The organism is Embleya hyalina, assembly GCF_003967355.1.
Lineage (GTDB): Bacteria > Actinomycetota > Actinomycetes > Streptomycetales > Streptomycetaceae > Embleya > Embleya hyalina.
Window position 1 is genome coordinate 20,394 of record NZ_BIFH01000025.1, and the last position, 17,151, is coordinate 37,544.

The 17,151-nt window shown below is 70.5% G+C and carries 16 protein-coding genes and 2 pseudogenes; 4 read left to right on the forward strand and 14 right to left on the reverse strand.

Translation table 11 applies throughout. From position 1 onward, the window contains the following. Positions 1-270 precede the first annotated feature (270 nt). From EMA17_RS26490 to EMA17_RS26515, 6 genes are all read right to left on the reverse strand, one after another. Positions 271-465 carry a hypothetical protein gene (locus EMA17_RS26490; RefSeq protein ID WP_126639651.1) on the reverse strand — a complete coding sequence of 65 codons (195 nt, stop codon included), beginning with the start codon at positions 463-465 and terminating at the stop codon, positions 271-273. Between the two features lie 131 nt (positions 466-596). Beyond that, positions 597-2,039, reverse strand: coding sequence for an aldehyde dehydrogenase (locus EMA17_RS26495; RefSeq protein WP_126639652.1), 1,443 nt, complete (start codon positions 2,037-2,039; stop codon positions 597-599). A 179-nt stretch (positions 2,040-2,218) separates the two neighbouring features. Further along, positions 2,219-2,707: a TetR/AcrR family transcriptional regulator gene (locus EMA17_RS26500; protein ID WP_126639839.1), complete on the reverse strand. Its 489-nt coding sequence runs from the start codon at positions 2,705-2,707 to the stop codon at positions 2,219-2,221. Between the two features lie 173 nt (positions 2,708-2,880). After that, on the reverse strand, positions 2,881-3,444 hold the full coding sequence (locus tag EMA17_RS26505; RefSeq protein WP_126639653.1) for a CGNR zinc finger domain-containing protein: 564 nt from the start codon (positions 3,442-3,444) through the stop codon (positions 2,881-2,883). 138 nt (positions 3,445-3,582) lie between these two features. After that, positions 3,583-5,247 (reverse strand): ABC-F family ATP-binding cassette domain-containing protein, encoded by a 1,665-nt coding sequence (locus EMA17_RS26510; RefSeq protein WP_126639654.1) that lies wholly within the window; start codon positions 5,245-5,247, stop codon positions 3,583-3,585. Between the two features lie 173 nt (positions 5,248-5,420). Continuing rightward, positions 5,421-5,612: a hypothetical protein gene (locus tag EMA17_RS26515; protein WP_126639655.1), complete on the reverse strand. Its 192-nt coding sequence runs from the start codon at positions 5,610-5,612 to the stop codon at positions 5,421-5,423. Between EMA17_RS26515 and EMA17_RS55785 the strand changes: the two are divergent. Then, a pseudogene (locus EMA17_RS55785) lies at positions 5,559-5,869 on the forward strand (hypothetical protein); the annotation flags it as partial. The gene EMA17_RS26515 and the pseudogene EMA17_RS55785 sit on opposite strands and share 54 nt — an antisense overlap. Before the next feature lie 22 nt (positions 5,870-5,891). Here the strand turns inward: EMA17_RS55785 and pepN are convergent. The 5 genes from pepN to EMA17_RS53385 form a co-directional block, all read right to left on the reverse strand. Next, positions 5,892-8,324 carry an aminopeptidase N gene (gene pepN, locus EMA17_RS26525; RefSeq protein WP_126639656.1) on the reverse strand — a complete coding sequence of 811 codons (2,433 nt, stop codon included), beginning with the start codon at positions 8,322-8,324 and terminating at the stop codon, positions 5,892-5,894. A 299-nt stretch (positions 8,325-8,623) separates the two neighbouring features. Further along, positions 8,624-8,905, reverse strand: coding sequence for a hypothetical protein (locus tag EMA17_RS26530; protein WP_126639657.1), 282 nt, complete (start codon positions 8,903-8,905; stop codon positions 8,624-8,626). 360 nt (positions 8,906-9,265) lie between these two features. After that, on the reverse strand, positions 9,266-9,955 hold the full coding sequence (locus EMA17_RS26535; RefSeq protein WP_160161569.1) for a PIG-L deacetylase family protein: 690 nt from the start codon (positions 9,953-9,955) through the stop codon (positions 9,266-9,268). After that, positions 9,952-10,593 (reverse strand): hypothetical protein, encoded by a 642-nt coding sequence (locus EMA17_RS26540; RefSeq protein ID WP_218043056.1) that lies wholly within the window; start codon positions 10,591-10,593, stop codon positions 9,952-9,954. Before EMA17_RS26540 ends, EMA17_RS26535 begins: the two co-directional genes overlap by 4 nt. Continuing rightward, the gene (locus EMA17_RS53385; protein WP_218043057.1) at positions 10,590-11,003 is read right to left on the reverse strand and encodes a hypothetical protein; all 414 of its coding nucleotides are present in this window, start codon (positions 11,001-11,003) and stop codon (positions 10,590-10,592) included. The genes EMA17_RS26540 and EMA17_RS53385 overlap by 4 nt, the downstream gene beginning before the upstream one ends. A 255-nt stretch (positions 11,004-11,258) precedes the next feature. Between EMA17_RS53385 and EMA17_RS26545 the strand changes: the two genes are divergently transcribed. After that, entirely contained in the window at positions 11,259-12,215 is a 957-nt protein-coding gene (locus EMA17_RS26545) for a TIGR03557 family F420-dependent LLM class oxidoreductase (RefSeq protein ID WP_126639840.1), read from the forward strand. A gap of 90 nt (positions 12,216-12,305) precedes the next feature. Here EMA17_RS26545 and EMA17_RS26550 read toward each other — a convergent pair whose 3' ends face one another. Then, positions 12,306-13,019, reverse strand: a complete 714-nt coding sequence (locus EMA17_RS26550; protein ID WP_126639659.1) for a hypothetical protein — start codon at positions 13,017-13,019, stop codon at positions 12,306-12,308. Between the two features lie 911 nt (positions 13,020-13,930). On the opposite strand from EMA17_RS26550, the pseudogene EMA17_RS26555 reads away from it, so the two are divergent. Then, positions 13,931-14,161, forward strand: a pseudogene (locus EMA17_RS26555) (short-chain fatty acyl-CoA regulator family protein); the annotation flags it as partial. A gap of 28 nt (positions 14,162-14,189) precedes the next feature. On the opposite strand, the gene EMA17_RS26560 reads toward EMA17_RS26555, so the two are convergent. Together EMA17_RS26560 and metF are read right to left on the reverse strand one after the other, a co-directional pair. Continuing rightward, entirely contained in the window at positions 14,190-14,972 is a 783-nt protein-coding gene (locus EMA17_RS26560) for a (2Fe-2S)-binding protein (protein WP_246126909.1), read from the reverse strand. Between the two features lie 3 nt (positions 14,973-14,975). Continuing rightward, positions 14,976-15,911: a methylenetetrahydrofolate reductase [NAD(P)H] gene (gene metF, locus EMA17_RS26565; protein WP_126639660.1), complete on the reverse strand. Its 936-nt coding sequence runs from the start codon at positions 15,909-15,911 to the stop codon at positions 14,976-14,978. A gap of 146 nt (positions 15,912-16,057) precedes the next feature. Here metF and EMA17_RS26570 point away from each other — a divergent pair, with 146 nt between their 5' ends. Beyond that, on the forward strand, positions 16,058-17,002 hold the full coding sequence (locus EMA17_RS26570) for a cobalamin-binding protein (protein ID WP_126639661.1): 945 nt from the start codon (positions 16,058-16,060) through the stop codon (positions 17,000-17,002). Positions 17,003-17,151: the final 149 nt, after the last annotated feature.

Genomic DNA, 17,151 nt, shown 5'->3' on the forward strand with positions numbered 1-17,151 from the left:
GGACGCGGACTCCGGGGTCTCGGCTGCCGCGCTCATCGGTTCGCCATCCGGAGCTCGGATGCGAGCGAGAAGAGGAACCGCGGCTCCCCGTCGGTGAACACGACCGTGTCGACGAGCGCCACCGGGTTCCACGTCTCCACGTCTCCACGTCCGTGACGGTGCCGGTCTCGATCGGGAGATCGGGCGAGTCGCCCATGCCCCAGGTGAGTTCGCCGACCCGGTCGGCGCTCGGGAGGCTCGGTCCGAGTTCGTGGCCGCACGCACCGCCGCCTACAGCCCCAGGTCGAGGGCCAGGCACGAGTGGTACGTCCACGACTTCTCGGGGTTGTGGGAGGCGTTGCCGACGCCGCTCGGCGTGACCTCCACCCCTTCGCTCATGTTCTCGAAGCGGATGCGCCGAGGAAGCCTGCCGAAACGTGCCTGTCGTGCCTCGGCCTCGGCGTTCATGGTCGGTTCCACGTTCATGACGCTGCTCCACTCCCTCTGCCGTGGATAGTGCCCCGCTCGTCGCCTCGGGCGACGGATATCAGCATGCGACCCCGTCGCGTCACCTGTCAAGGCGGTGACGATGCCGGACGGGCGGGTATGCCGTCGGGTCAGATGGTGATGGTCTGGTACTCGGTGTACGCACCAAGGCCCACCGCGCCGTACTCGCGGCCGATGCCGCTGGCCTTGAAGCCCCCGAAAGGGCCGTCGAAGGCGACGGAGGCGCCGTTGACGGTGACGGTGCCGGTACGGACACGGCGGGCGACCGCCAGGGCGTGGGCCTCGTCGGCGGACCACACGCCGCCGGAGAGTCCGTACTCGGAGTCGTTGGCGATGCGGACGGCGTCCTCCTCGTCGTCATAGGCGATGACGACCAGGACCGGGCCGAAGATCTCCTCACGCGCGATGCGCATGGTGTTGTCGACGTCGGCGAAGACGGTCGGCGTGACGTAGTTGCCCTTCTCCAGGCCCTCCGGGATCTGCGGCCCGCCGGTGACCAGGCGGGCGCCTTCCTCGAGACCGAGCCGAATGTATCCCCGCACCCGCTCCTGCTGGTCGGGGCGGATCATCGGACCGATGAACGTCTCGGGCGAGTTCGGGTCGCCGACCACTAGCGATTCCACCAATTCGCCCAGTGCCGCCACCACCTCCTCGTAGCGGCCGCGCGGGGCGAGAATCCTGGTCTGGGCGATGCACGACTCGCCGTTGTTGAGCAGGGAGCCGAACTTCACGCCCGCGACCGCTTTTTCGATGTCGGCGTCGGGGAGGATGATCGCGGCGGACTTGCCGCCCAGTTCCAGACTGACCCGCTTGAGCTGCTCGCCCGCGATCGCGGCGATGCGGCGGCCCGCGCGCGTCGAGCCCGTGAAGGCGATCTTGTCGACGTCCGGGTGCGAGATCAGGTACTCGCTGGTTTCCCGGTCGGCGGGCAGGACGCTGACGACACCCTCCGGCAGGCCCGTTCGTTCCAGCAGTTCGGCCAGGAAGCCCATGCTGGGCGAGTTCTCCGGGGATACCTTGAGCACCACGGAGTTGCCGGCGAGCAGGGCCGGGATGAGCTTGGAAGTGGCCGAGGAAAACGGCGAGTTCCACGGGATCACCGCCGCCACGACCCCGACCGGCGCGCGGCGGACCACACTGCGGACCGGCGATGACGGGTCGGAGGGCACGAACGTCTCCTCCCAGGCGAACTCCTGTGCCGCCTTCAGGTAGGCGTTCGCCTGTCGGGTCAGGCCGGACTGTCCGGCCCGGGTGAACCATCCGGCCGAGCCGGTTTCCAGGGAGATCAGGTGTGCGATCTTCGTCGCGTTCTCCTCGCGCAGCGCGTTGAACCGGCGCAGCATCGCGATGCGTTCCGCCGGCGGGGTCGATCTCCATTCGCCCGCGTCGAAGGACTTCCGCGCTGCGGCGACCGCGCGGTCGATGTCCGCCGGTCGCGCCTGCACGGCGCGGGCGATCACCGACCGGTCGTGGGGCGAAGCGATGGCGAGCGGACTCGGGTCGCTGGGCTCGCTCCAGGAACCTCCGACGAAAAGCCGGTCGTAGGTGATCACGTGTGTCTCGCTTCCGATGGTGTGTCCGCTCCGGCGACCCGGATAACCGTCACACCACCGTAGCATTTTTAATTGTTAGCTACACATACGAGTGGCGCTAGTCGTCGTACTCGACGCAGATGGCCCGGACGGAGGGTGGCCGGCCGCAGCCGTGGCGCCGCCGGAAGGCCCGCGTCGGGTCAGGACACTCCCAAGCCGCGCAGCAACGTTTCGACCACCAGGTCCGCCGCCCGGGCGGGAGTCGTTTCGGGCGACTGTCGGGACACGAGGTGCATGAGTTGCGGCAACAGCGCGCCGGCCCAGCCCTGGGGCAGGTCGGAGCGCAGAACCCCTTCGGCGGTGGCGCGTTCGAGGAAGACGTCGACCTCTCGAACGGACGCGTCACGGCGCGCCCGCACGTCGTCGTCGGCGAGCATGCGGGCGAGGTCGACGGGCCAGGCGCGGTTGACGGCGATGATGTTCTCGACGTAGCGGTGCAGGGCGACGGCGACGGGCGCCTCGCGTAGGCGTGCGTCGTCGATGGCCCGCTCGACGGCCGCCAGACGGCACTCGTAAATGGCGGCGAGAAGGTCCTCGCGCGAGGCGAAGCGTCGGTAGACGGTGCGCCGGTCCACCCCCGCCTCCGCGGCGATGTTCGCGATACTCGCACCGGGGTCGGCGGCGAGCATGCGTGCCCCGGTGGTCAGGACGGCTTCCAGATTGCGCGCTGCGTCGGCTCTCACGTTCCCGAGCCTAGTCACGAGGCGTGAAGCCTGAACCGCTCAACACCTCATGAGCGTGAAGAAACAGGGATCAAATGACACGGTCCAGTGGCAATTGATCCCTGTCGGGGCCGGGGCGGTCATCCCGCGCCGGACGCGGACGCGGTCTTCTTGCGCGCCCGGTAGGCGGCGGCCTTGTACTTGTTGCCGCAGGACTCCATGCCGCACCACTGCCGCCGCATGCCCCGGGACCGGTCGACATAGACGCGGGTGCACTCCGGGTTGTCGCATTCCTTGAGCAGGACGACATCCGGGCCGCCGAGCAGTTCGACGGCCTGCCGCACGACGGTGGCCAGGGCCTGCGCGGGGATTGCCTCGGTACACCGGCCCGTATCGGTGAGCTGCGGCGTCACAGGCGTTTCGCGCGCGGCCTCGTTGACGACGGCGAGTGCCTCGCGGTCGTACCGCGCACCGAGGCGGCGGTCGGTGACGAGCCGGTACAGGGCCTCGCGCACCGCCGTGGCCTCGCGGACGTCGGCTTCCTCAGCGGGGGTGACCGCGTCCACGAGCCCGGACTCCAGATACCACGCGTTCAGCCGCTCCGGGGTCACGAACATCTCGAACCGCGTCGAGCGCCTGGCTCGAAGGGTGGCCACGAAGTCGAGGGCCGGGTTTCCGCAGACGAAGACGTGGTCGAGGTTCACGTCACCATCTTGGGGGGTGACCGATGACGGTGCAAACATCGCCCGTCGACGAGCGGGCCTCGTCTCCGTCCCCCCGGGTGCGCGAGACGCGGCGCGAACGGCCGGACGGCACCCGTGCGGCGTGTACGGGTCAGCTGGTCAGCTTCGAGGCTGCCGGGCGGGCACCGCCTCCGGAGGCGGTTCGCACCCCGGCTCGAGCCGGATCTCGCGCCCCTGCCAGCGCCGACGCAGCCAACGGTCGTGGCAGGCCACCACGATCGCCCCCGGCCCGCTGCCCAGGGCGGCCTCCAGTTCGTCGCACAGGCGGGGGGAGAGATGGTTGGTGGGCTCGTCGAGCAACAACAGTTGGGGCGGGCGGGCCACCAGGAGGGCGAGGGCGAGCCGGCGCCGTTGCCCCACCGACAACTCGCCGACCGGTTTGCCCAGGTCCGAGGCGTGCATCAGACCGAGTGTGCCCAGCGGCACCCGCTCGGCCCGCGCCGCGCCCAGCGACAGCTCGTACGTGTCGCGGACGGTGCGTTCGGGTCGTTCGAAATCCGTGTCCTGGGTGAGCAATCCCACCGTCAACCCGGGACGCCCGCGCACCTCGCCCACGGCCGTGAGGCGTCCGGCGAGCACGGCGAGCAGCGTGGACTTGCCGACCCCGTTGCCGCCGGTGATCAGCAGTCGGTCGCTCGCCGACACCTCCAGGTCGATCGGGGCGAGCCGGCCGGGCACCCCCGCCCGCCGCAGGGACACCAGCGGCCGCGGGCTCTGCGTCGCCGGCGCCGCGAGGTCGGCGGCGAAGCGCAGGGGGTGCGGCGGCTCGGCGACCCGGTCGCGCTCCAGTTCCGCCAGCCGCCGGGTGGCGTTGCGCACCCGCCGGGAGATTTGGTTCTGCACCCGACCCGCGCGGCGACCGTAGCCCATTTTCTCGTTGTCGGTGCGCCCGCGGTCCGGTGCCACGCGGTGCGCGGTCACGCCCGCCGACCGGCGCAGGTCCGCCAATTCCTCCTGCTCCTCGGCGTAACGCCGTTCCCAGCGCGCCCGTTCGGCGTGCTTCTCGGCCAGATAGGCGCGGTAGTTGCCTCCGTAGCGGATGGGGCCGTGCAACGCGGGGTCGAGGTCGATCAGGTCGGTACAGACGGCGTCCAGGAACGCCCGGTCGTGGGTGGCGATCACCACGGTTCCGGACAGGCCGCGGACCTGCCCCTCGAGGAAGGCTGCGGCATCGTCGTCGAGATGGTTGGTCGGCTCGTCCAGCAGCAGTGCGGACGGCCGCCGTACGAGCAGCGCGGCCAGAGCCAATCGGGCGCGCTGCCCGCCGGAGAGCGAGCCGAGCCTGCGGTCGGGTGCGAGGGCGCCCAGGCCCAGGCCCGCCAACATCAGTGCGGCGCGGCGGTCGGCGTCCCAGGACTCCCGATCGCGAGCCTGCTCCAGCCGCTTCCCGTAGGCGTCCAGGAGTGTGTGCCTGCTCGCATCGTCCTCCGCGACGCGGGCCAACTCCTCGCCCAGTCGGTCCAGTTCGGTGAGGTCCTCGCGGGCTTCGCGCAGCGCCTCGTCCAGCACCGCGGCCGGGGTGGAGTCTGCGTCGAAGGGCATCTCCTGCCGGAGATAGCCGAGATCGCCGGGGCGGGTGACGGTCCCCGAGTCGGCATCGTCCACACCTGCGAGCACCCGCAGCAGGGTGGACTTGCCGACGCCGTTCTCCCCGATCAGGCCGATGCGCCGGCCTGGGGAGGCGGTGAGGGAGACGCCGTCCAGGACGCGTCGGCCGCCCAGGGAGAGGACGAGGTCGTGGGCGAGCAGAGCGGGCTGAGGCATGGTCGTCCGTCCGATGTCGTCGGTGGTCGACCCGCCGGGCATGGCGCCTCCGGCGCGCAAGCGACCTCGGAGACGGGAGTGCGGAGCCTGAACTCCGCCCGGCAGGTGCGGGAAATGGGGTACGACGAAAACGGCCGCGTCGGCGGCGCCTCTGAGGCGCCGGCCGGAGGCCGTCACATCCGGATCTCAGCCGGAGATGTCGTCTTCGCCCGCCACGTCCGCAACTCCTCGATTTCTCGAATGCCTCGAATACCGATCGCCGGCAGCCTAGCAGCCCACGCCCCCGCTCGATCCGACCCGGACGCGAACACGACCTGCCGGGGACCCGGGTCGACGGCGGCTATCGCCAACACCTCGTCGAGCACGCGGCCACCGTCGGCATCGACATGGAAATCTCCGCACGCGCCCCCGGGACCAGGGGATTCACCCAGGTCCCGAAACGCCGGGCGGTGGAGCGCTTCTACGGATGGCTCACGCTCCACCGTCGACCGGCCCGCGACTACGAGGCCCTGCCCGCCGACTCACCGGCGAGACCACCATCTCGCGGCGCGACCCAACACAACGGGTTCCACAACGCATCGAGATTCGGACGGCCATCGGCCGGCTCTACTGCCGGCGTTGAAGTCTTACTCACTGGAAAGCCTTCAGCCGCGCGAGCGCAGCATGCGGCGCATCCGGTCGGCCCGGTCCAGGAGGTTCGTGCGGACGACCGGGACAGCCTGTGCCGCGAGGTCTTGCGCTCGTTCCACGAAGGTCAGGTCGATTCCGAACAGCGGAAAGAGGCTTTTGGTGTAGGTCCTCGCCTGCACGGTTCCGCTGTGGTGGATGGTTCGCACGAGGTCGAGGTAGGCCTCCGTGTGGGGCCTGAGCAAGTCGTCCTGGCCGGCGCTCCAGAACAGTGCCGCGACCGAGTGGACCGAAGCGATGGGTACCGCGCGGTCCGTCACCAGCGTCTGCCACACCGCTTTCTTCTCGGCCGCGTCCGGGGTCGCAGCGCTGACCCGGAACCTGCTGACCCACGCATCGGGATCCGGGTCGCGGTCGAGCAGCGCCTGTGCCTCGGTAGCGGTCGGGCTTCCGAGCTGCGCCTTGCGAACCAGTGCTCGCCACTGCAGATCGATGTCCTCCCCGGCCTCGGTCCGGAGCCACGCAACCTCCTCCACCTCGGCCGCGGTGCGAGCGAAGCCACGCAACGCCGCTTTACGGTAGGCGCCGACGCCGGAGAGGCTGCGGCACGCCGCAGCCACTGTTCGCAGCAACTCGTCCCGTTCCGACTCCGGGCTCCACAGATCTGCCGCCTCGACAGCCAGGTCGAGATACGGCTCGATCACCGACGCGGACGTCTCGACAGCCAGCACTCCGGTCAGGCACAGCACAACTTCGGCGGCTGTCGCTTCGCCGTTGATCAGCATGTCCCAGGCCGTGGTGACGGCGACACCCCGCGCGGTCGCCGTGGGCAGACGAGCGGCGTTGCGGAAGAACGCGTCTCCGGTCGTGGCGTCGGGTCTCGTCGAGGCGAAGGTCAGGTCTTCGTCATTGACCAGATACAAGTCGGCTCCCACGGGCAGGTCGAGCCGGGTCCGTTCACCCGCTACCTCGACTTCGACGAGTGCCGTCCGCTCAAGGCGGTCCCCTGAACGCTCGTAGGCGCCAACGGCAAGCACATGCGGGCGCGGTCGGCCACCCGGACCCTGAGCGACCAGGGCGAACCCGTCTCCGTCGTGGTCGAGAGTCAGCCGGTCGGTGCCCGCTGTTTCCAGCCATCCCGCGCGCCACCGGTCCAGGTCACGTCCGCCGGCGTCGGCGACCGCGTCGATCAGGTCCTGCAGCGTGGTGTTGCCCCAGGCATGCGTGGCGAAGTAGTCGGTCAGACCCGCGGAGAAGTTTTCCTCGCCGACGTACGTCATCAACTGGTGCAGTACGGAGGCGCCCTTGGGGTAGGTGATGGCGTCGAAGGTCGCTGCGGCCTCGGAGACGTCGCGGACCTGTTGGCGGATCGGGTGCGACGTCGGTCCCTGGTCCATGAAATAGGCTTTGAGTTTTTCGCCGGCCAGATGTGCGGTCCAGGCGTCGGTGTACGACGTCACGCTCACCGCGGCCCAGTTGCTCGCGAACTCCGCGAATGCCTCGTTCAGCCACAGGTCGTCCCACCAGCGCATGGTGACGATGTTGCCGAACCACATGTGCGCGAGTTCGTGCAACAGGTATCGCGAGAAGATGTCCCACTCCGCCCTGGTCGGCGTACTCCTGCGCAGGAACCAGTCCATCCAGGTGACGCAGCCGAAGTTCTCCAGCGCGCCGGGGAATTCGGGTGTGAAGACCTGGTCGTACTTGTGCTGCGGAAACGGCATGCCGAACTTGCCCGCAAAGAATTCGAGTCCCCGGGTGGTCAGGGTGAACAGCTCATCGGCGTCCCGGTCCAGGATCGAAGCCAGCGACTGCCGGGCGAAGAGCCCGAGATCATGACCGGCTCCGCTCCGACGCAATTCGTAGTACGGACCCGCATTGATCACCGTGTTGTACGCCGCCAGCGGCGGCGTGGGCGGGAAAGTCCAGCGTCGCACGGAGCCGAGGTCTTCGATCTGCGGGTCACCGCTGTTGCTCAGCACCCGCCACCCGGCAGGAGCGGTCACGCCGAACGCCCACGGCGCCTTGAGGTCCGGCTGATCGAAGCAGGCCAACACGTAATGGGCGTAGTCGGGACTGAAGTCGGTGTAGACATACGTCTCGCCGTCGGCGGGATCGACCGCCTTGTGCACGCCCCGGCCATCGGCCGAGCACTCCGTCACCGAAACCACCGTGAGGACGTTGCGCTCGGCAAGATCGGTCAGCGCGATCCGGCCCTCGACAGCCGGCTGCGGCACGACCCCGTTGAGCGTGGCGCCCTCGACCGCCGCCGCACAATCGACAAAGGTCTCGGCCCCGGGCCGATGACACGTAAAGGTGATCGTCGATGTGCACCGAACCCGCGAGCCGGTCAGCAGATCCGAAAGGTCGACGGCAACGTCGTACCGCTCGACCGTCAGCAGGCTCGCGCGCCCCTCGGCCTCGGTTTGGGTCAGACTCCTGCCGGTCATCACTTCCCTCCCAAAGATTCGTTCATTCGCTGCGAACCACCCCCTCGGCAGCAACCGGCCCACGTGAATCGGGGTGCGTCCATCGCGTCGCCTATCGGGCGATCGGCGGCTTCCTCCCAGACCTTGGAGGCGTGGGACTGGGTGAGGTGGTCATGACCCACGACGCCGACCCGCGCGAGCCGTCCCGCCATCAACGCCTCGAAGGTGCCCGGCACCGACGCCCCCTGGCCCACGCCCACGCGTCCCGACCGGTCGGCCGAAGGAAGGCAAGTACCGGGAACGATGCGGGAGGCGATACCTCAGAACTCTCCATGACCACCGCCGGAACCCCCACCTCGGGCAATGGCCGTGACGACGGCGAACAAGATGGTCAAACCGAGCCACAACAGGACCGCGGACACATCGAGAGCTACCGCGATTTCGGTCCTGCCGTCACCGAATTTCACGTTCAACAGGCCCCATACGGAGGTGTCGTCGCCCCGGATCAGAGCGTAGACGAGTTCACCCACGACGGCTGCGACCCAAAGGGAGGCGGCGGCCGAGGCGCCCACCCGGACGGCGGATCTGTCGGAGTCACTCATGACGGAGGCGTCCTCTTTCCCATGAGGCACGTGTCCGGCCGAGGGCTCGGGCACCGGACGCGGCAAAAGCACGCTTCGGCGAAGCCGGCGTCCCGCTCTGGGCGGACGATCGAATGAACCCAGGCACACGACACGCGGGGCGCGCCCGGCGAAGAGGCGGCGGTGCTCCGATAAATTTTAGAGCGGATCCCGCCCCACGCACAGGACTTCGACAGTTCCTGAACCGGAGCGACCGGGCCCGGGTGGAAGCCTGCGGCGATGGCTCGCCGTGCACCGATGAGCGGGGCAACCGCCGCCCGACCGCACCCTTCCGAAGCCGCGGACGGAACCGGTCACCGTCGTCGGGATCCACCTTCTCTCTCAACCCACGTACGCGGTCGTTGCCAACGACGTGCGCCGACACCGGCTCCGTCGGCGGAGGGGAACGAACACTACGAACCGGGTGGTAGAGGGATCGATGTCCTTCGCGTACGCAGTCGCCGCCCCCCTGCGACGGACCGATCGACGACGCCACCGGTGCGCTGTCGCCGACCGCCGGCGGTTCGGCCCGCTTCGGCTCCCCGGCGGGCGAACCGAAGCGGGCCGCCGTCGTCCGCTGGGTGGCGGGGCGTACGCGCCGGTCACGAGCCCGGCGAGCGCGTCCACGGCCCGCGCCTGGTGTGCGCCGACGCCGGTGTCCGGCAGGGCGAGCCGGACGATCTCGCAGGCCGGGCCCAGCACGTCCATGGCCCGTTGTGTCTCCCGAACCCGACGCTCGCGCAGGAGTTCGGGCGGAATCGGCCCACCCGGATGGGATTTCTCCCCGTCGGTGAGCAGCACCACCCGCACCCGGATGCCCGCGTCGAGGTGGGCGGCGATCAGGCGGCCGGCGCCCAGGATCTCGTCGTCGGGATGCGCGGCGACGACCACCAGGCCGTCGCCGTGGCCCGCCCCGGCCACCTCCAGGGGCTCGACGCGAGGAAGGTCCGCCAACACCCGCCAGGCACGCCAGACGTGTTCGGGGGTGCCCGGCGCCTGGATGGGGTCGGTGAGCGCGCTCTCGGCGCTCACCTCGTCGCCTTCGCCGGATCGCACGTGGCCGCCGCCTCGGCGGCCCGCAGCGAGCCCAGTCGGGCAAGGTCGCGTTCGGCGTGATGCCGGCGCGTGTAGACCGTCAGGTCGGCGACCGCGCGGGCGTGTCGGGCGTCATGACACAGCGGTCCGGCGCCCAGCGCCCGCCCGACGTGCTCCAGGACCTCGGCGCAGGTCCGCTCGACGCCGGCGCGGACCCGCAACGCCCGCGCCCGCGCGCCTTTCGAGCGGTCGTCGGGGTCGGCGTCGATCTGGGCGGCGGCTGTCGCCAGGAGCGTGTCGGCGACCGTCGGGGCGAGGTCGACGGCGCCCAGATGGGCCAGCCCGTGCGGGTCGAGCCGGTCTCGGCCGGCGGCGTCGAGGAGCGGGCCGGCGACCGCGCGGGCGCCGCCGTACCAACACGCGGCCACGCCGACCCCGCCGTGCTCGGAACCGGGCCGGTCGAGGTATGCGCCGACGTGGCCGACCAGCTCGGCGACCATGGCGTCGAGTTCGACGTCCAGGGTCTCGCTCGCGGCCATTGCGATCGCGGGCCACGAGTCGGGCAGCGCCCGGTGGCCGGGGGTGCCGAGGTCGAAGGCGAACAGGCGCGGTCCGTCGGGGGCGTTCGCGGTCACCAGCGCGTGCGTACAGATGCGGGCGCCCCAACACCACCGTCGAGTACCGTGCAGGCGCCATCGGCCACCATCGAGGCGTTCCGCCGTGACCCTGCTGCCGGGCGGCTCGGCCGCCCATACCCCCATCGTGCCCCGGGAGGGACGGGCACGACGCCCGTTTCGGCCTCGGCGATGATCGCGAGGGCATCGGCGTGGCCTTCCGCGAGCCGCCCGAGGGCGAGATCGTGTTCGGCCGGGTCGGCGAGGGTGTCCCACCGCTGGCGGGTCGCCCCTCCCCCGGGCGCGTCCAGGCCCGTCGGGTGGGCGCGCGCGAAGGCGACAAACCACTCCCGTACCAGTGCCCGGTGGTGATGCTCGACCGTCTCCGCCGACGTCCCGGCGGGGAGATCGCGCCCGGGCGGATCGTTCACCCCGGCACAAACCTTGTCGATGCTCGTCCCACGCTGCTACCCACCGCGCCCACGACCACGCCCCGGTCGGCCGTCGCGGCCGACACGCCGCGGCCGTGATCCCGGGACCGGGCGAAGGCGGACCGGCGCTCCGGGGCACCGGGGCACCGTGTGATCGCACTCCGCCCGCCGGTCCTGTCCTGCGCAGGCATCCGATGAGCACGGCCGGGTATCGGCGTCGCGAGTGTCGGACCCGCCGCGATGGAGCACGAGACGATGACCGAGTACGGCTATTTCCTGTCCTGCGAGGAGTTCACCGCCGAGGAGTTGCTCGACCAGGCCCGGCGGGCCGAGCGAGCGGGCTTCACCCGGCTGGCGATCTCCGACCACTTCCATCCGTGGAACGACGCCCAGGGCAGCAGCCCGTTCGTCTGGTCGATGATCGGCGCACTGTCGCAGGTCACCGCGTTGCCGGTCACCACGCTGGTCACCTGTCCCACCGTGCGCCTGCATCCCACCGTCACGGCGCAGGCCGCCGCCACCTCGTCGGTTCTGCTCTGCGGGCGCTTCGTCCTCGGAGTGGGCACGGGGGAGGCGTTGAACGAGCACGTCAACGGTGACCCGTGGCCCGCGTTCGCGGAACGGGCCGACATGCTCGAGGAAGCCGTCGAGATCATGCGGGAGTTGTTCACCGGCCGCCTGGTCGACCACCGGGGCCGGCACTACACCGTCGACAACGCCCGCCTGTACACCCCGCCCGAGGCGCCGCTGCCGATTCACGTGTCGGGCTTCGGACCGAACGCGGCCGAACTCGCCGGGCGGATCGGCGACGGCTTCGTCACCATGACCCCCGACGGGGGACTGATCCGAGCATTCCGGGCCGGCGGAGGCGTCGACAAACCGGTGATCGGCGGGGTCAAAGTCTGTTGGGGCGCGGACCGGGCCAAGGCCGTCGACACGGTTCACCGGCTGTGGCCCAGCGAGTTGTTGCCGGGCGAACTCGCCCAACTCCTGCCCACCCCGGCCCACTTCGAGCAGGCCGCCGAACTCGTCACCCGCGACCTGGTCGCCGACACCGTCACGTGCGGCGACGACGTCGACGAACACGTGCAAACGGTGCGGGCCTACGCCGAGGCGGGCTTCGACGAGGTCTACGTGGGCCAGGTCGGTCCGGAGCAGGAGCCCTTCTTCGACGCCTACCAACACCACGTCCTCCCAGCGGTGCACGGCTGACCGCCAGCATCACCTCGATACCGGACACCCGAGCGGTGGAAGCGAGAGCGGCCGGTCGACCCCTCGAAAGCACACCCGACGCTTGTCGGGTCAACCGAGGATGTGGCGGATGCGGCGGTGTTGCTCCGGCGTCAGGTGCTTGGTGTTCGGGTTGCGGTGACTGTCGGGGTGGTCGCAGACGCGCATGCTGTCGTGTTCCCGCCAAGTTGGCTGATACGTCGGGTCGTTGGCGGTCAGTGCGTCCAGGATCTCGTCCAGGGGGCTCGGTGCGCCGAAGTGGCGCAGCGCGGACTCGTAGGCCGGGCGGGAGGGGCCCACCGCCTCGACGTCGAGGCACATCGGCATGAGCATGACGGTGCGCGCCGCGCGTTCGTGCGCGTTGCCGGCCGCGTCCAGGAATGCCGACGTCTCCCCCCAGCTCAAGCCGGCGAACGTCGGCTCGTTCGCGTGGTACCCGAGGTGGATCACCTCGCTGTCGGCGTCCTCCCGGACGAGGTAATCGATGCCGGCGTCGTATTCGAGGCTGCGGAAGACGATGCACAACTCGCCCCGGGCGGACGGCATTCGCAATACCGCCCACTCGTCGTACGTCTCGTCGTAGAGCCCGGGCGCCCGGACCTGCCCCGCCGGTCGGTAGAAGCCGAGGGCCTCCTCCAACATGTCCTCGTCGTCCAGTTCCTGGACCTGGAGCAGCCCCAGGCAGAACTCCAGGTCGATCTCCTCCCAGTCCATCTCACGAAACGTGGGTGGCTGCCCGCCCGTTTCGGTATCGACGAAACGCTTCGGATAGCCCTTGATGCGCACGATTGCCCTACCTTCTCCGCAGTGATCAAAACCTTCGGAACCCGGTGGCCGCGTTCCCGCCCCCGAACAAGGGCCCGCCCAGTATCAGGTCGAGTCGACGCAGGAACAGTGCGCGGATGCCCCGGCACACGCTTCGGAGAACCCGCGACCGTCGATGACGCGACGTCGCCGGTCTCGACCCCCCGTCCCGTCGCTCCACCGTCCGCCGGGTGTCTTGAGTCGATCACCGCGACCCGCGAGGATGGTTCGCGTCACGCTCGGTCGTCGAATCCCCACCCTGGAGGCGGATGTGCGCGCACGTGTGAAGCGTCGAATCGTGTTGGGCGTCGCGTCGATCGCGTTGGGCGGTGGCGTCGTGATCGGCGCCGCAGCCCAACTGGCGAAGATCATCGTGCCCGGCGCGGCGTGACGAAGGGCGCCGGGCCGCAGGCGTCACCCGCCCGCGCCCGGCGCGAACGCACAGCCCGACACGGCCGGAGCTCCGGGCCGTCCGGACCCTCGTGTTCCGCCCCGGCGGACAGTGCCACGACGCCGCAGACCGCGCCTTTTGCCTCCCGGCCGCCGTCCCCACCCCGTCGCCGGGGGCGAGGAAGGCATGGCACGCCTTGAGTTCGGGCCGCAATCCGCCTGTCTCGGGGTGCGGGTGTCTCATGCTTGGGTGCGTTGGTGGCCGGCCGATCCGATCACGTGCCGCCCGAGGTGACCGAGTACGTGGCCGACCAATCCGGGGTGGGCCCGGACGTATTTGCCGAATGTCCGTCGCCGGCAACGGCGTTCGCCGTTCGTGATCTCGCCGTGGCGGGCTCGGTGGGATGGTATCCGACGTGTGCTGGACGTTTCCGGCCCCGTCCTCGTTGCCGCAGCCCGCGACCGCGTCGTGACGGCCGTGGGTCGGCCGGGTCGGCCTCGGCGCGACGTGTGCCGTCGCCCTCGGCTGCGAACTCCGCCGCGTCCACCGCCTCACCTACGCCGACGGCCACGCCCGCGACGACCCCCGCGCCGCCACCCCGATCGGCATGGGCTGCCGCGTCTGTGAACGCCACGACTGCACCCGACGCGCCAACCCCACCGCCGGGAACCGGCTCGCCGTCGACGAGAACCGCACCACCGCGACGCCCTACCAGGTGCGTTCGACGCGGTAGTGATCGCGAATCGCACGGAGGGCCGGGCTCATCGTGGCCCGTCCCCCGGTGCACGGCGGCTCGGAGGCGCGTCGGTGAAGACGCAGTCGCCGCATGTACCGCCCTGCGGGATGCGGTAGTACAGACAGCAGGTGGTCCGGCGGAACCCGGCCCCGGACCACGTCCCGGTGTCACGCAAGTGCCCGCGAGATTGCACCGCGCCGGCGATCCGCATCGCGGTATCGGCTCGGGCCGGATCGTCGGGACGCAGGTGTCGATCCAGCATGCGCACGACGCCCGCCAGACCCGAAGCCGCGTTGCCCCACAGCAGGCGTTCCGAGACCGGGGTGATCCGGCGGATCGCCTGCGCCAGGGGAACCAGGTGGCCTTCGGCCACCACCTCGTACACCGTGTCCGCGAGGTTCTGCTCGTCTCCGTCCGACTCGCCGGCGGGTCGGGGAGGAGGATCGACCCAGAGTTCCGCCGGGCCCGGTGGCGAAAGCCGCCACATGACGCGGTCGGGATCGAGGTCCGGAACCACGCCGGCCCGCGCCACGGCACCGAGGGCGACCGACCACAGGCGAGCGGCGATGCCCAACTGGGCGATCGACGCCGCGACACGTACCTCGTCCGTACCCAATCGCACGCCGACGTCGTGGACATGGTGGGCGAGCAGGTCCGGCGCACGGTACAGGTCACCGAGGGGGCGGAATCCCGCCGTGTCGGCGCGGGGTCCCATGGCCAACGCGAAGAACGGACCGATCTCGATCAGACCGCCGAGGGCATCACGCAGGCGATTCGCCGCGGGGAGCATCCCCTGTCCACCGGTCACGGGTCAGCGCTCGCTCTCGCGCAGGCCCAGGTTGTCGTGGATGCGCAGGGTCGCGATCGACCGATTGAGGGTGATGAAGTGCAGACCCGGCGCGCCCTCGGCGAGCAGGCGCTCGCTCATGCGCGTGCCGTACTCGATGCCGATCTCCTGCACCGCGGCCGTATCGTCGCCGACGGCGCGTACCCGGTCGGCGAGTTCGGTGGGGAAATCCGCACCGCTGAGCCGCGCGAACCGCTCGATCTGGCCGGCATTGGTGACCGGCATGATCTCCGGGATGATCGGCACGTCGCAGCCCGCCGCCACGACACGGTCCCGCAGCCGCAGGTAGTCGTCGACGTGGAAGAACATCTGCGTGATCGCGTAGTCGGCTCCCGCCCGGCACTTCCGCACGAAGTACTTCACGTCGTCGTCCCAATTCGTCGAACGCGGGTGCATCTCGGGGAACGCCGCGACGCCCACACAGAAGTCGCCGGACTCCTTCAACAGTCGCACGAGTTCCTCGGCGTACGTGAAGCCCTGCGGATGTGGCACCCACGTGCCCTGCGGATCACCCGGCGGGTCGCCGCGCAGCGCGAGGACGTTGCGCACCCCGGCGTCGGCGTACTGCCCGATGATGTTGCGCAGTTCGCTGATCGAATGGCCGACGGCGGTGAAGTGGCCGAGCGGCGTCAACGTCGTCTCGGTGGCGATGCGCTCGGTGATGTCGACTGTGCGGTCCCGGCTGGAACCGCCCGCCCCGTAGGTCACCGATACGAACGACGGCCCCAGCGCCTCGACACGGCGCAGCGCGTCCCACAGGTGCCGCTCGCCGACATCGGTCTTGGGTGGGAAGAACTCGAACGAGAAGGACCGCTTGCCGCTCGCGAGGAGATCGTGGATGGCCGTGGCTCGGGCCGAGCCGAGGCCCGGTCTCCGGGACGAGGTGACTCCGACAGACATGGCAATAAAGCTATCGGCGAGATTCTGCGCCATGGAGAGGCCGTCCGCACCTCGGACACGGTGCGCCGACGGAAGGCCGCGCCGGCGCGGTGACATCGCGGTCCCCGCTGATCCCGGTGCCGCCGTATGCGACCTACGCTTGGTGAATGCGCATCGTCTCGTTGTTGCCCGCCGCCACCGATCTGGTCGCCGAACTCGGACTCGTGGGCGACCTGGTCGGCCGCACCCACGAATGCGACTGGCCGCCGGGGGAGGTCGCCGGAGTGCCGGTGGTCACCCGTGCGGAGTTCGACGCGGACCGGTTGAGCAGTCGGGAGATCTCCGAGGCCGTCGGCGGTGCGGCGCACCGGGGGTCGTCGCTGTACACGTTGGACGCCGAGCGTCTCGCGGAGTTGGCGCCCGATGTCGTGCTGACGCAGGATCTGTGTGACGTGTGCGCGGTGTCGTACACGGCGGTCTCCGAGACGGTTCGGGTTCTGGACGCCGGGCCGCGCGTGGTCAGTCTGGAGCCGCGTACCCTGCCGGACGTCCTCGACACACTGACGCACGTGGGCGCGGTGCTGGGGGTCCAGGACGTCGCAGCCGCACGGCTGCGGGAGTTGCGGGCCCGCATGGCGGCGGTGACCGCGGCGGTCGCGGGACGGCCGAAGCCCCGGGTCGCGGCCGTCGAATGGCTCGATCCGCTGTGGCCCGCCGGGCACTGGGTGCCCGAGCAGATCGGCCTGGCCGGCGGTGAACCGCTGCTCGCCGCGCCCGGCGAACACACCAAAGCCATGGAGTGGGCGGCGGTTCGAGACACCCGGCCGGACGTAATCCTGGTGCTGCCGTGCGGGTTCGCGCCCGAGCGCACCGAGTCGGAGGCGAGCCTGCTGACGTCCCTGCCCGGCTGGTCGGACCTGCCCGCCGTGCGGTCCGGGCGCGTGTGGGTGCTCGACGGCCCGGCGTACTTCAACCGCCCCGGCCCCCGCGTGGTGCGCGGCGCCGAGGTGCTCGCCTGGGTATTGCACGGCGTCGCGGTCGGCGCACCGGTGACCCATGCCGAGGCTCGACGGCTGCCGGGCGATGCGGACACGGCGACGACAGGCGACTGACCACCCGTTCGCCGGCGGGCGGACCCGCCCGGCCGCCGGCGCCCCGCGCTCCTCGAACTCCCTGGCCGAAAGGCGCCGTTGCCCCACACGTGACGCGTATGCGACCGTGACCGCGATCGGCTCGGCGGCGGTGTCGCAGGGTCGAGTGC

What these genes read in the sequence shown, in the direction of transcription:
- metF (WP_126639660.1), bottom strand. Translation starts at nt 15,911, where the DNA reads ATGTCTGTCGGAGTCACCTCGTCCCGGAGACCGGGCCTCGGCTCGGCC.
- EMA17_RS26490 (WP_126639651.1), bottom strand. Translation starts at nt 465, where the DNA reads ATGAACGTGGAACCGACCATGAACGCCGAGGCCGAGGCACGACAGGCA.
- EMA17_RS26545 (WP_126639840.1), top strand. Translation starts at nt 11,259, where the DNA reads ATGACCGAGTACGGCTATTTCCTGTCCTGCGAGGAGTTCACCGCCGAG.
- EMA17_RS26530 (WP_126639657.1), bottom strand. Translation starts at nt 8,905, where the DNA reads ATGAGTGACTCCGACAGATCCGCCGTCCGGGTGGGCGCCTCGGCCGCC.
- EMA17_RS26570 (WP_126639661.1), top strand. Translation starts at nt 16,058, where the DNA reads ATGCGCATCGTCTCGTTGTTGCCCGCCGCCACCGATCTGGTCGCCGAA.
- EMA17_RS26510 (WP_126639654.1), bottom strand. Translation starts at nt 5,247, where the DNA reads ATGCCTCAGCCCGCTCTGCTCGCCCACGACCTCGTCCTCTCCCTGGGC.
- EMA17_RS26500 (WP_126639839.1), bottom strand. Translation starts at nt 2,707, where the DNA reads ATGCTCGCCGCCGACCCCGGTGCGAGTATCGCGAACATCGCCGCGGAG.
- pepN (WP_126639656.1), bottom strand. Translation starts at nt 8,324, where the DNA reads ATGACCGGCAGGAGTCTGACCCAAACCGAGGCCGAGGGGCGCGCGAGC.